Annotated in this window: 12 protein-coding genes and 1 pseudogene; 9 read left to right on the forward strand and 4 right to left on the reverse strand. The window is 70.0% G+C overall.

From position 1 onward, the window contains the following. The first annotated feature begins 8 nt into the window (after nucleotides 1–8). The 5 genes from ASG63_RS07630 (at nucleotide 9) to ASG63_RS07650 (ending at nucleotide 4,044) form a co-directional block, all read left to right on the forward strand. Nucleotides 9–1,244 (forward strand): CaiB/BaiF CoA transferase family protein, encoded by a 1,236-nt coding sequence (locus ASG63_RS07630; protein ID WP_056213785.1) that lies wholly within the window; start codon nucleotides 9–11, stop codon nucleotides 1,242–1,244. After that, on the forward strand, nucleotides 1,241–2,026 hold the full coding sequence (locus tag ASG63_RS07635; protein ID WP_056213788.1) for an enoyl-CoA hydratase: 786 nt from the start codon (nucleotides 1,241–1,243) through the stop codon (nucleotides 2,024–2,026). Before ASG63_RS07630 ends, ASG63_RS07635 begins: the two co-directional genes overlap by 4 nt. A 13-nt stretch (nucleotides 2,027–2,039) precedes the next feature. Next, nucleotides 2,040–2,579 (forward strand): gamma carbonic anhydrase family protein, encoded by a 540-nt coding sequence (locus tag ASG63_RS07640; protein WP_056213792.1) that lies wholly within the window; start codon nucleotides 2,040–2,042, stop codon nucleotides 2,577–2,579. Between the two features lie 384 nt (nucleotides 2,580–2,963). Further along, on the forward strand, nucleotides 2,964–3,545 hold the full coding sequence (locus ASG63_RS07645) for a helix-turn-helix transcriptional regulator (RefSeq protein ID WP_056213796.1): 582 nt from the start codon (nucleotides 2,964–2,966) through the stop codon (nucleotides 3,543–3,545). 256 nt (nucleotides 3,546–3,801) lie between these two features. Next, nucleotides 3,802–4,044 carry a hypothetical protein gene (locus ASG63_RS07650; protein ID WP_056213800.1) on the forward strand — a complete coding sequence of 81 codons (243 nt, stop codon included), beginning with the start codon at nucleotides 3,802–3,804 and terminating at the stop codon, nucleotides 4,042–4,044. 272 nt (nucleotides 4,045–4,316) lie between these two features. On the opposite strand, the gene ASG63_RS07655 is transcribed toward ASG63_RS07650, so the two are convergent. Next, nucleotides 4,317–5,336, reverse strand: a complete 1,020-nt coding sequence (locus tag ASG63_RS07655; RefSeq protein ID WP_056213803.1) for a PAS domain-containing protein — start codon at nucleotides 5,334–5,336, stop codon at nucleotides 4,317–4,319. 498 nt (nucleotides 5,337–5,834) lie between these two features. On the opposite strand from ASG63_RS07655, the gene pyk reads away from it, so the two are divergent. The 3 genes from pyk (at nucleotide 5,835) to ASG63_RS07670 (ending at nucleotide 8,738) form a co-directional block, all read left to right on the forward strand. Continuing rightward, nucleotides 5,835–7,256 carry a pyruvate kinase gene (pyk, locus tag ASG63_RS07660; protein ID WP_056213805.1) on the forward strand — a complete coding sequence of 474 codons (1,422 nt, stop codon included), beginning with the start codon at nucleotides 5,835–5,837 and terminating at the stop codon, nucleotides 7,254–7,256. Nucleotides 7,257–7,572: 316 nt separating this feature from the next. Beyond that, nucleotides 7,573–8,226: a FecR family protein gene (locus ASG63_RS07665; RefSeq protein WP_162239171.1), complete on the forward strand. Its 654-nt coding sequence runs from the start codon at nucleotides 7,573–7,575 to the stop codon at nucleotides 8,224–8,226. A gap of 116 nt (nucleotides 8,227–8,342) precedes the next feature. Next, nucleotides 8,343–8,738: a DUF3307 domain-containing protein gene (locus ASG63_RS07670; protein ID WP_056214008.1), complete on the forward strand. Its 396-nt coding sequence runs from the start codon at nucleotides 8,343–8,345 to the stop codon at nucleotides 8,736–8,738. Nucleotides 8,739–8,748: 10 nt separating this feature from the next. Here ASG63_RS07670 and ASG63_RS07675 read toward each other — a convergent pair whose 3' ends face one another. Beyond that, entirely contained in the window at nucleotides 8,749–10,875 is a 2,127-nt protein-coding gene (locus ASG63_RS07675; RefSeq protein ID WP_056213809.1) for a CHASE2 domain-containing protein, read from the reverse strand. A gap of 174 nt (nucleotides 10,876–11,049) precedes the next feature. On the opposite strand from ASG63_RS07675, the gene ASG63_RS07680 reads away from it, so the two are divergent. After that, entirely contained in the window at nucleotides 11,050–12,318 is a 1,269-nt protein-coding gene (locus ASG63_RS07680) for an EAL domain-containing protein (protein ID WP_056213812.1), read from the forward strand. A gap of 49 nt (nucleotides 12,319–12,367) precedes the next feature. Here ASG63_RS07680 and ASG63_RS25920 read toward each other — a convergent pair. Next, nucleotides 12,368–12,931 (reverse strand): transporter (locus tag ASG63_RS25920; RefSeq protein WP_210171798.1); only part of this gene is annotated, 564 nt, incomplete at its 5' end. A gap of 1 nt (nucleotide 12,932) precedes the next feature. Further along, nucleotides 12,933–13,382, reverse strand: a pseudogene (locus tag ASG63_RS25925) (transporter); the annotation flags it as partial. Nucleotides 13,383–13,403: the final 21 nt, after the last annotated feature.

Raw genomic sequence — 13,403 nt, forward strand, 5'->3', positions numbered from 1 at the left:
CGAGCACGATGGACGAACCCGTGCACGACACATCCCGCCCCAGTTCCCGTCCCCTGCCCCTGGCGGGCCTGCGCGTCCTCGACGTGACGCAGGTAATGGCGGGGCCGGTCTGCAGCATGCTGCTCGCCGATCTCGGGGCGGACGTGATCAAGATCGAGCCGCCCGGCACCGGCGACCAGACCCGGGGCGCCATGGGATTCAAGATGAAGGGGCCCGACAGCATGGGCTTCCTCAACATGAATCGGAACAAGCGCAGCCTCGCCCTCAACCTGAAGAGCCCGGCGGGCCGCGACCTCCTCCTCGACATGGCCGAGACCGCCGACATCGTGGTCGAGAACTACCGCCCCGGCGTGATGGCCCGCCTCGGTCTCGGCTACGACGCGATGCGGGCGCGCAACCGCGGCCTGATCTACGCCAGCATCTCGGGCTTCGGGCAGACCGGCCCCTGGGCCAAGCGCCCTGGCTACGACCTCATGGCCCAGGCGATGTCCGGCGTCATGAGCGTCACCGGCCATCCCGGCGGGCCGCCCGTGAAGGCCGGCGTGCCGGTGGCCGATATCGGCTGCGCGCTGTTCGCGGTCTACGGCATCCTCAGCGCCTACATCGGAAGGCAGGCCAGCGGCGAGGGCCAGTACATCGACGCGTCGCTGTTCGATTCGGCGCTGGCCTTCTCGATCTGGGATACGAGCGAGTACTGGGGCACCGGCCGGATCCCGGAGCCCCTGGGCACGGCCAACCGCATGAGCGCGCCCTACCAGGCGGTGCGGGCGGCGGACGGCTACTTCGTCATGGGGGCGACGAACCAGAAGCTCTGGCGCCTGCTCTGCGACGTGCTCGGCCGGGAGGATCTGCTGGCCGACGACCGCTTCGGCGACATCGCCGGGCGCCTCGCCCACCGCGAGGTCCTGATCGCCGAGCTGGAGACGAGTTTCGCCGCCAAGACCGCCGAGGAGTGGGTGGCCGATCTGCTGGCCGCCGGCATCCCGGCCGGGCGCATGAACACCTATCCGGAGGCCTTCGAGAGCGAGCACGGCCGCCACCGCCAGATGCGCATCGAGGTGCCCCATCCGATCGAGGGCAACGTGCCGAACATCGGCTTCCCGGTGAAGCTCTCGGGCACGCCGGCCCAGGTCCGCCGCCACGCGCCGCTCCTGGGCGAGCACGCCGACGAGATCCTGTCGGAGCTCGGCCTGTCCGAGGCGGCGGTCGAGCGCCTGCGCGCAGAGGGGGCCTTCGCCGCATGAACGCGACCACCGACGCGGGGGCCGTCCGCTACCGGGTCGAGGGCGGCGTCGCCCACCTCACCTTCGACCGGCCGGCCGCTCGCAACGCCCTCACCTTCGCGATGTACGACGCCCTGGCGGAAAGCCTCGCGCGCATCGAGGCGGATCCGTCCGTGCGCGTCGCCGTATTGCGGGGCGCCGGCGGCCAGGCCTTCGTGGCCGGCACGGACATCGAGCAGTTCGTCGGCTTCACGGGCGCGGACGGCGTCGCCTACGAGGCCCGCATCGAGGGCTACGTCGCCGGGCTGGAGCGCTGCCGCGTGCCGACCGTGGCGGTGATCGAGGGCTGGGCGGTGGGCGGCGGCCTCGCCATCGCCAATGCCTGCGACCTCCGGGTGGCGCAGGCCGGGGCCCGCTTCGGGGTCCCCATCGCCCGGACCCTGGGCAACTGCCTCTCGCCGGCCAACCTGCGTCGGCTCACGGCGACCCTCGGCCAGGGCCTCGTCACCCGCATGATGCTGCTGGCCGAGATGCCCACCGCCGAGTCCCTGGCGCCGCTGGGCTACCTCGCCGCCGTGGCGGAACCCGATCGTCTCGACGCCGAGGTGGCGGCGCTCTGCGAGCGCCTGCTCGGACATGCCCCCGTGACCATGCGGGTCACCCGCGCGATGCTGCGCCGCCTGGAGCGGGACCCGCAGGCCGAGGCGACGGACCTCATCGCGGAATGCTACGGCAGCCGCGACTTCGCGGCCGGGGTCGAGGCCTGCCTGGCCAAGCGGCCCGCGGCCTGGACCGGCACCTGAGCGAGAACGCCGCATGACCCTCTACGCCCTCGGCCCGCATCGGCCGCAGCTCGCCGACCCGGACAGCACCTGGATCGCCCCGGGGGCTCACGTGATCGGGCGCGTCCATCTCGGCCGCGAGGTCTCGATCTGGTTCGGCGCCGTCCTGCGCGGCGACAACGACGAGATCCGGATCGGCGACCGCACCAACATCCAGGACGGGGCGGTGCTGCATGCCGATCCCGGCTTTCCCCTGCACCTCGGAGACGATGTCACCGTCGGGCATCGGGCCATCGTGCATGGCTGCACCATCGGCGCCGGCAGTCTCGTCGGCATGGGGGCCACGATCCTGAACGGCGCCCGCATCGGTCGCAACTGCCTGATCGGTGCCAATGCGCTGGTGACCGAGGGCAAGGCGTTTCCCGACAACAGCCTCATCGTCGGCGCTCCCGCCAGGGCCGTGCGTACGCTCGACGCGGAGAGCGCGGAGCGCCTGACGCAGACCGCCGGAAACTACGTCGCCAACGGCCGCCGCTTCCGCCAGGAGCTGCGCGCGCTTCCCGGAGACGCCTGACCGAGCCCGGCGCCGACACCGCCGGGCCATCGCCGGCCTGACCGGTGGATCACAGGTCGAACGATCGCGGGGAACGGTCGACGAATCCGCCCTGCCCGATCCGCTCGTCGCCCGAATCAGCCGCTTCGGCGCAATCTCGGCACCGGCCCGGGGCCCGCCGATACCCGAACGTCGTGTGCGCCCGCGTGCAGGCGCCTTGTCGGTCGAGAAGACGTCTGCACATCGTGCCGTTCTGAAGAGGTTCGATCACGCGCGTGAATATGATTTCGCGAGAACGATAAGTATCGACGCAAACATAGGCGTATTGACCATGCGCGAAGATTGCCTACCGTTATCCAGGGCAGGTGCTGCGCCGGACCGGGTAGGGAGAAGCAGGTCGCGACCATGCTTGTCGGGATGCCATTCCTGCGGGTCTTCGACCGAATGGGCTACGGCGGGCTCGTGCTTTCGACGAATGGACACGTGCTGGCCATCAACGACAGCGCACGCCACATCTTCCAGAGTCTGTTCTGCTTGAGCCGGTCCGAGGTCGAGGTCGAGGTTCTGAACGGGCTCGGGCGCGGGATCGTCAAGCGGTTGCTCGGGCAGGGTCGGGCACGCTTCCAACTGGACAGTGAGAACTGGATCCTGGTGGAGCGCCCCGACCAGCGCCCGCTGATCATGAGTTCCGTGCCGCTTCCGGTCGACGGCGCTGACGGGCCGCACTCGGTCCTGCTCCTGATCGACCTCGACGCGACGCCACTCCTCAACCGCGCCGCCCTGGAGCAGGTCTTCGGATTGACGCGCACGGAAGCGAAACTCGCCACCCTGATGGCCCAGGGCGCGACCCTCGCGGAAGCGGCGGGGCTCCAGGGTGTCCGCGTCGCCACCGTGCGGACCCAGCTCCGCTCGATCTTCACCAAGACCCATACCCATCGGCAGGCCGAACTGGTGATGCTGGTGTCCCGGCTCTCCAGCCTGCCCTGATCGGCGACCCCTTCCATCCGCTCGCCACACTTCCGCATGCGGTTCACGGTGATCGCAGCCCGACCGCGCATGTTCACAAATATATATTGTCATGCAATCGTTGGGATAGGGTCAATCGAGGATCATGATCGTAGATATAGAATGTATCAGGGCGAAGTTTTGTACGAATACTTGAGTTGTTTAGTCAGTTTGGGGGATGACAGTTCCTGGGATCGGGCGATCTTCGTGCCGTCGTAAAACACGACGGGAGGAAACGATGAAACATTCCATTCCTATCCTCGGATTGGTCGGCCTGTCCCTGGCGGCCATGAGTTCCGCACCGGCCTCGGCGGCCACGAGACAGCAGCGTCTCCCCGCAAAGTACACGGCCCTGGACGCGGCGAAGACGAAACCCGCCATACCGGCCCAGCCCACCACTGCGCGTCAGGATTTCAACGCGGACGGAACCGACATCGCCATTCGCCTCCAGGACGGCCATCACGGCGACGGGAGCCTCTGAGTGGCGCGATGCAGCGCGACGAGGGTCGGGCGCGGTACGAGGCCTGTCCCCGGGCCATCGGGGGCGGGTCTTCGTGTTGAACCGATCCTCCGCCGGTGCTTGAGCGACCGAACCGCCTCATGCGATCCCGCTCGGCGCGCCATCGATGCGCGCCGGTCCGCGACGGGACCGCGCGTTCGGCGGCAGGGTCCGTCCTCGCGATCGTCGCGCCGTGAAATCGTCTCGTCGCGGAATCTTCCGGCGGGCGCGTGCGGCGCAGAGATCCGTCGCCCTCAGCGATGCCCGACGGCGATCAGGCCGTCGTCCATGACGGAGAACCGGATTCCGAACCGTCGCAGCGTCTCCATGGCCTTGTGCCGGGATTGCTGGGCCGTGCCGTCCGGATGCTCCTCCATGCGTTTCACGGTCGACAGGGAGAGGCCTGCGGCCCTGGCGAGATCGGACATGGACCAGTCCAGCAGGGCGCGGGCGGCACGCAGGTGACGTCCGGCGATCGCCTGCTCGAGCCCCTTCAGCAGCATCCCGACGGGTGGACTTCCCCGTGTGCCGAGGGGCCGCGCGAGATTGCTCCAGTCCACCACCTGGCCGCGCCCATCGACGATCGGAACCGTGAAGATCTCGAAGCGCTCCCGCTTCCCGCCGGCGATATAGAGGACCGGCTTCATCGTGTAGACCTGTCCGACCTGGTGCGCCGCGAGGCTTACGGCGCGCCAGTGTTCCCGCTCCTCGGTCACGATCGCCAGAAACGCGTCGTCCGCCGTCTCCTCGGGTGAGAGGCCGGTCAATTCGTAGGCTTCTTCCGTGAAGGTGTAGGCGTAGTCCGGATCGTTTGAGAAGGTCAGGGTCCGGGTGCGGTCGAACAGCGCTCGCCGGCGTCGCCGCTCCGCCGCGAGGGCCCGTCTCAGATTTTCCCGCTCCGTCACGTCGAGGACGCTTCCGGCAATCCCCTGGGGACGTCCGTCGGGGGCCAGGTGGATCTCGCTGCGAAGCGACAGGACGCGATTCGAGCCGCCCGGACGGATCACGCGGATCGTCTGCTTTTCCTGCGACATGGCCCCGATGAGGCCGGCGCCGCTCGCCATCCTCCCACGATCCTCCGGATGCACAAGGCCGATCAACAGCTCGTAGCTTGGGCGGGTCGTCTGAGGATCGAGCCCGAGGATGCGGAACAGGCCGGAGGACCAGACATGCTGGTCGCTGGCGAAGTGCCATTCCCACGTGCCGCTGATGCCCTGGCTGTCGAGGAGACGCAGTAATTGCTTCGACGAGAATGGCAGGCTGTCGACGTCCATCGTCGCAATAGGCCTCGCAGTGAAGAAAACATCCAATGACGGTTTTATTTTTACGGTATTCGATGCGAAAGGCGAAATTTCCCGGATCATTCAACGACAGGTAATCGAATACTAAATCTGAAGTTGCGTCTGCGGCGGCGAAAGCTTCGTCGCGTGCGATCCCCCAGACCGACAGGAGTCGCCGTACCGTTGCGGACGCGCTGGGCGGCACCGATCGGGCGCGTGACGATCAGACCGTCGGCGTCCCGGGATTCGTGTCCGGCATCGCAGCGCGTTTCCGAGCGGGGAGTGGTCCGGCGAGACGGACGGCCGTCCGGCGTTTACCCTGGCGTTGCCCTGCGCTAGGATTTTCGCCTCAGCCGATGGTCGCCGGACGTTCCGGCGGGCCGACATCGTCACCGCTTGCCTCACCCGTCGGGATCACCGTCAGGACGGTGCATCCCGGCGTGATCCTCTGCCTTCGATCCAGGGAGGCGGCCGTGCGCGGCCGTGGGATTCATGCGCCGCAACCGCCACGCCAAGATCGTCGCGACCGTCGGACCCGCCTCGTCGTCTCCCGACATGCTGCACCGGCTCTTCGTCGCCGGGGTCGACACCTTCCGCCTCAACTTCAGTCACGGCACGCAGGACGACCATGCCCGGGTCTACGCGGCGATCCGCACCCTGGAACGGGAGACCGGCCGGCCTATCGGAATCCTCCAGGACCTGCAGGGGCCCAAGATCCGCCTCGGCACCCTGGCGGGCGGGCGCCTCGACGTCGCGCCCGGCGAGACGGTGCGCTTCGTGCTGGAGGGCGCCGAAGGCGACCGGCACGCCATCCCCCTGCCCCACCGGGAGATCTTCCTGGCGGTGGCCCCGGGCCAGGATCTGCTCATCGACGACGGACGGGTGCGCGTGCGGGTCACCGGCCTGACCGGTGACAGCCTCACCGCCGAGGTGATCACCGGCGGAACGCTCTCGAACCGCAAGGGCGTGAACCTGCCCGGCACCCTCCTCGACCTCTCCCCGCTCACCGCCAAGGACCGGGCCGACCTCGCCTTCGGGCTTGAGCTCGGGGTGGACTGGGTCGCACTCTCCTTCGTCCAGAAGCCCGCCGACCTCATCGAGGCCCGGGCCCTGATCGGTGACCGGGCCGGGCTGATGACCAAGGTCGAGAAGCCCCAGGCCCTGGAGCGCATCGACGACATCATCCGCCTGTCCGATGCCGTCATGGTGGCGCGGGGCGATCTCGGGGTCGAGATCCCGCACGAGGACGTGCCCGGACGCCAGAAGGAGCTGATCCGGGCCTGCCGGCTGGCGGTCAAACCGGTGATCGTCGCCACCCAAATGCTCGACTCCATGGTCTCGGCCCCGACGCCGACCCGGGCCGAGGCCTCGGACGTGGCCACCGCCATCTATGACGGGGCGGACGCGGTGATGCTCTCGGCCGAATCCGCCACCGGCCAGTACCCGGTCGAGACCGTGACCATGATGGCCCGCATCATCCACCGGACCGAGACGCACAAGCTCTACCGCTCGCTGATCACCGCCACCGATCCGGGCGAGGAGGAGACGCCGCCCCACGCCGTCGCCAGCGCCACCGCGACCCTCGCCGACGCGGTGGGGGCGGCCGCCATCGTGGCCTACACGCTCAGCGGCACCACCGCGGCCCGGATCGCGCGACGCCGGCCGCAGGTGCCCATCCTGGCCCTGACGCCGGATCTCGCGACCTCGCGCCGGCTGTGCCTGCTCTGGGGGGCGCACAGCCTGCGCGCCGACGAGGTGGATTCCTACGAGGCGATGGTGGCCAATGCGCTCGCTCACGCGGTGGAGGAAGGTTTCGCCCTGCCCCACGCCCGTGTCGTGATCACCGCCGGCATCCCCTTCGCGGTGGCCGGCACCACCAACAACATTCGTGTCGCGCAAGTCCCCTCCGCCTGAGCCCCCCTCCGCCTGAGCCGGTCCCGGTCGGGCGGCGCGGTGGGCGTGGATCGAAACCGGCCGAGCACCCGGGCACAACTCTTTGACAATACCGGCAACTGTGCCGTGTTTCGCCCGTCCTCCAGCGTCTAGGCGCGTTTTCGCAAGACGAAGGTCGGACGCGCTTCAACGGGGTCAGGCTATTCAGCGATACTTAACGGCGCGGGCGTAGACCCCGGGGACGTGTACCGGTGCCTTGCCGTCGTTCAACCCGAGCGGACCTTCGCCATCCCGTCCACGTGCCTGCTCTCCCGCCCCTGTCTCGTGGACGATGACCGTGACCCTGAAATCCTTCGGCACCTTCGCTGCCCTGTTCCTCGTCGGCGTCGCGCCGGCCATCGCCGCACCCCAGCAGGTCGGCGTGGTCGCCAAGGTCGACCGCCAAGCCGTCGCCTCCCAGTCCGGCCAGGCCCGCGACATGGCTCCCCAGGGGCCGGTGTTCTTCAAGGACATGATCCGCACCGGCGCCGAGTCGCGCCTCGAGGCCAAGCTCGCCGACGACACCGTGCTGACCCTCGGCGAGAACGGCAGGCTCACCGTGGACGACTTCGTCTACAAGCCCGGCGCGCAGGGCGGGAAGCTCGCCCTCTCGGTGGCGCGCGGCGCCTTCCTCTTCGTCGGCGGCAAGATCGAAGGGCCGACCGGCGGCAACGTCGCGATCAAGACCGCCGTCGGCACCCTCGGGGTGCGCGGGACGACGGTCTGGGGCGGCGCCATCGACGGCGGCTATGGCGTGCTCGTGCTCGACGGCGAGGTGATGCTCAAGACGAAGCGCGGCAGCGTGCTCATGCGCAAGGGTCAGGGGACGATGGTCTACAAGGGCCGCGCACCCGAGGCGGCCGCCCCCTGGCCGGACGACCGGACCAAGCGCGCCGTGGCGACGGTCACGATCAGCGAACAGGCGCAGTTCGTCCCCACTCTGAACCGCTGACGAATCCTGCGGCAGGCGCCGGGGCGGTGGGATTCTACCCACCGTTCCGGTAGCCTGCGGCGATGCCCGGGCGGTATCGCGGTCCCGCGCCGCCCGACCCTTTGGAGACCGCCCTGGTGCAGGCCCTCGACATGCCCGTCCCCCTGTCGACCCTGGCGGCCCTCCTGGTTGCGATGGCGGCCAAGCATTACCTGATCGACTTCGTCGTCCAGACGGACTGGATGGCCCGCGGCAAGGAGCGGGTCGCGGGCTGGGCGGCGCCGCTCGCCGTCCATGCCGGGACGCATGCCCTCGGCACCCTGGCGATCGCCCTGCTCTACAGGCCCGGCCTGTGGTGGCTCGCGCTCCTCGACTTCGTGGTCCACGGACTGATCGACCGGGCTAAGACCCTGGTCGCCCACCGCACCCGCTGGCCCATGACCGACCCGCGCTTCTGGTGGCTGATGGGCTTCGATCAGTTCCTGCACCAGCTCACGAACATCGCCCTGGTGGTGCTCCTCGTCCTCCCCTGAGACTTTCGTCTCAGGCCGCCATACTGACGGAGCGCTCGCCCGCCCGGATGCGGCGGGCATGGAGCGCCAGGATCGGGTCGTCGGGGTTGGCCGCGTGCAGGCCCAGCAGCGCCTCGGCCGCGCCGGCGTCCCCCGCGACCAACCGCCCGAAGGCCACGCGATAGGCGTCCAGGGCGTCGCTGGCCTGTCCCGTCGGCTCGAAGACCTCGACGCCCACGGATTTGCCCTTCAGCATCAGCGTCCCGATGGGCCGGAAGCTGACGCCGGACACCTGGTCGCAGGTGGTGCGGGCGATGCAGATGCGGGTGCCGAGCGCCTTGTTGGCGGATTCGAGCCGCGCCGCAACGTTGATCGCATCGCCGTGCGCCGTGTAGTCGAAGCGGCGCGTCCCGCCGAAATTGCCGACCACGGCACGTCCGGTATTGATGCCGATGCGGGTCGCGCCGAAGGGGACGCCCTGGGCCCGTTGCCGCTGGCGAAACGCCTCCGCGAAGGCGTCGAGGGCCAGCGCGCAGGCCACCGCCCGCGCGGCATGGTCGGGCTGGTCGAGGGGCGCGTTGAACATGACGTGCACCGCGTCGCCGACGATCTTGTCGACGGTGCCGCCATGGGCCATCGCGATGGAGCACAGGCCGTCGAGATAGGCGTTCAGCAGGTTGACGAGGGCCTCGGCGCCGGAGGCCTCGGTCATCGCGGTGAAGCCCTCGAGGTCGGTGAAGAGGAACGTCATCTCGCGGGTCTCGCCGCCGAGCTTCAGCCGGCCGGGGTCGCTGGCCAGCACCGCCACCAGGTCCGGCGACAGGTAGTGCGTGAAGGCGGCGCGCAGGCGCTGGGCGGAACGCTCCGAGCCCGCATAGCGGGCGAGGCTCCCGCCCGCATGGGCGACGAGGAGGCCGAGGGTCGGCAGCGTCGGGTCGAGGAGCAGGCCGCCCCGGGCGAACAGGGCCAGGGCGGCGAAGGTCGGCACGGGCGCCAGGAAGGCCATGCCGAGCCCGGCGCTGCTGAGCCGCCCGAAACCGCAGGCCAGGGCGGCGGCGAGGCCGAGCACCAGCGCCGCCACGATCTCCGCACCCAGCGCCCAGGCCGGGCGACTGAGCGCTTGCCCGCCGATGACCTGATCGAGGGCCATCGCGTGCAGGTTCACGCCGGGCTCGAACGGGGTCATCGGCGTGGGGCGCAGGTCGGACAAGCCGACCGCGCTGGTGCCGACGAAGACCGCGCGGCCCTGGATCTCCGGGCGCAGGCCTGGACGCTGATCGGGATCGAGCAGGCGCCAGGCGGCGATCGTCGGCGTCGAGCGGGCCTTCGGGAAGTGGAGGGCCAGGGCGCCGGAGCGGTCGACGGAGAGATCGACCGCCCCGACGCGGATCGTGTAGCCGGTCAGGGTCGCGCCATCGCGCTCCGCCCGCACCTTGAAGCTTTCCTCGTCCTGCAGCACCCGCAGGGCGTCGAGGGCGAGGGAGGGCACCAGGCGGTTTCCCACCGTCGCGAGCAGCGGCAGGCTCCGGATGATCTCGTCGCTGCCGGCCGCGATGGTGAAGCTGCCGTGGCCGGCGGCGGCCGCGTCGAGCACGGGCAGGTTCTGGACCGAGCCTCGGAAGTTGGGGACCGTCTCGCCGGGATCGCCGGAGATCGTCGCGAAGCCGGCGCTGCGCGTGACGGGTTCGCCCTGCGCGTCCGGCGTCAGCGCGAAGCCGGCGACGACGCGGCCCCGGGCGAACACCGCCGCCAGGGCGGCATCGTGGTCCGGCAGGGCCGTCTCGGGCTCCGCCGCGCGAAAGCCGAAGCGCCGCGCCCAGTCGGGCACCAGGAGCGCGGGCGAGGTGCGGTCGGGCTCGGCGAAGACCATGTCGAGGGCGACGACGCCGGCGTCGAGGTTTTGCAGGGCCGCGACGAGGTCCGCCACCACGTGGCGCGGCCAGGGCCACTGGCCGTGCCGCTTCAGGCTCTCCTCGTCGATGTCGACGACCCGAACCGCGGCGTTGTCGGTCGCGCGGGGGCTGATCCGTTGGGCGCTGTCGAAGGCCGCCTGCCGCAGGCGCTCGAACGGCTCCGGAACGACGGTCCGCACGGCCAGGAGGGCCAGCACCAGGGCAAGGCCCACGCCCACCGGGGCCAGGCGTCGTGACAGGAACATCGGGGGCAGGCTCCGCGCGGGGCGTCTTTGCGATCAGTCTCGCGCCGCCGTGCTGAGATCTCGTTAAGGATAGGAGACGGCGCGTGAAACAAAGCGGTTGCCGTTCGCCAGCTCTTAACCGGCCCCCGGCACGGTTCGCCCCGGGCCATCATTGTGCCCAGCCTGGAACCTTCCGTGCCGCGTTCCCAAGCGAAGTCCCTGGACCATCATCACCTCCCGGCCAGTGCGCGCCTGTTCTCGGCCGGCGACCTGGGCGATGCGGCCTACCTCATCGTGAGCGGCCGATTGGAGATCGTCCTCGAGCGTCCGGAGGGGGACCTCATCCTGGCGCATCGCGGCCCCGGCGAGATCGTCGGGGAGATGGCGATCCTCGATCACCAGCCGCGCTCCGCCGCCGTGCGGGCCCTGGAGGACAGCGAACTCGTCGTCATCACGGAGGAGCAGCTCGCCCACCGCATCGCGCAGACCGATCCGATCCTGCGGATGTGCCTGGGCGTGGTGCTGTCGCGCTACCGGCAGACGGTGGCCATCCTCGAGCAGATGAAGGGAACGGCGCCGCCGCCGGTCCTCGGCGCCGATGCCCCCCCGTCCGAGACCTTCGCGGCCGCCCTCGGCGCCCTGTCGCTGGAGCGCGAGATCCGCGCCGGCCTGCGCAACGGCGAGTTCGAGCTGTACTTCCAGCCCATCGTGCGGCTGTCGTCCCGGCGGCTGGCCGGGTTCGAAGCCCTGATGCGCTGGCGCCACCCGACCCGGGGCCTGGTGCCGCCCATCGAGTTCATCCCGGCGGCCGAGGCGTCCGGTCTCATCGTCGACCTGACCGCGTATGCCTTCGAGGAAGTCGGGCGGGTCTTCCCCGAGCTCCTGCTCGCCGCCCAGACCAATCCCGGCGCGCTCGACGGTCCGCTCTTCATGACCGTCAACGTCTCGGGCCGCGACCTCGCCGGCGCCTCGTTCCCCGAGATGATCGCCGACTTCCTGGCGCGGACCCGGATCGCCCCCTCCAGCCTCAAGATCGAGGTCACGGAGAGCATGCTGATGGACGATCCTGAGCGTGCCGCTGCCGCGCTCACGCAGTGCCGGAACGCGGGCCTCGGGATCGCGATCGACGATTTCGGAACGGGCTATTCCTCGCTGAGCTATCTGAGCACCCTGCCGGTGACGACCCTGAAGATCGACCGCGCCTTCGTGCGCACCCTCCTGGCCGACCAGACCAGCCGGGGCATCGTGCAGACGATCCTCCGGCTGGCCGACGATCTGGCGGTGTCCGTGGTGGCCGAGGGAATCGAGCAGGCCGGCGAGGCCGACCTTCTCGCCGGCATGGGCTGCGCCTTCGGCCAGGGTTTCTATTTCGGTCGGCCGGCCCCCCTGGCGGGCGCCCTGAGCGCCATCGCGACCTGGCCCGCCCCGACCGACCATCAGGCCGCCCTCCGCTTGATCGCCTGATCGAAGCGACGGGCGCGGCGCGGCTCCGAGGAACGGTTTTCGAGAACCGCTATCGGCGTTCGATCCGCCCCGGGCCCGTCAGTGGGACGGATGGCGCGGCGGCGTTGGTGCTCTCCTTGTAGATCGGCACGATGACCCGGAGCCAGCCTCGGGTCTCGCGGCCGCCGTAATTGCGCTCGACCACGTCCTGGGTGACGTAGGCCTGCAGGTTCACCGGGCCGAAATTGTACCCGACGAGGCCGCCCACCGCGATCTGGCCCTGGCGGCGATAGCCGGGGAAGCGGGTCGGCAGGTCGGTGGAGGCGAAGGCCACGGGGCCGACCTCCCATTTGCCGAACTTCTTCGTCGCGGTGAGATCGAGGTTGAGATAGTCGGGATAGACCCCGCCCTGCGGCGAGATCGGGTCGAGGAAGATCCCGTAGAGCAGGTTGGCTGTGAGGTTCAGGCCGTCCCCGGTGTAGCTGGCGGCGAAGCGGTGGCTCAGGGAGGCGTTCTGGGTCAGGAAGCGGGTCTCGATCGGCAGGTAGCCGCCGAAGAGGTAGCTGACGCCGAAATTGTTGCCGAGGTTCCAGGCGAGCTGGCCGGCCAGCAGCGGCTGGCCGATGCCGCTCTGNGATCGGCAGGTAGCCGCCGAAGAGGTAGCTGACGCCGAAATTGTTGCCGAGGTTCCAGGCGAGCTGGCCGGCCAGCAGCGGCTGGCCGATGCCGCTCTGGTAGGGCGTGCCGCGGGGGCTCGAGGCGACGACGGGCTGGATCGCGATGAGGTTCAGGCGCGCGCCGAACAGGGTCCAGGGCGTCGCCCAGACGAAGGCCGGCAGGTTGACGTTCAATTCCGAGTCGAGCGGGCGCGTGTCGCGCACCCCGAAGCTGGACGTGTTGACGAAGTAGAGACCCACCGGAAGCTGGGCGCCGGCCGCGGCACCGATGGTCTGGCCCGGCTGGGCCGCGGACCCCGCCATCGCGGGGGCGCCGGCGAGGGCCAGCAGGGCGAAGGCAGCCGACAGACGGCGCGCCAGCGATCGGAGGGCGCGCAGGGTCGTCCGAACGGCGGGTGCCGCGCCCATTGTCCCGGTCGGCGGACCGTC

This window comes from Methylobacterium sp. Leaf94, from assembly GCF_001426045.1.
In the GTDB taxonomy this organism is placed as follows: domain Bacteria; phylum Pseudomonadota; class Alphaproteobacteria; order Rhizobiales; family Beijerinckiaceae; genus Methylobacterium.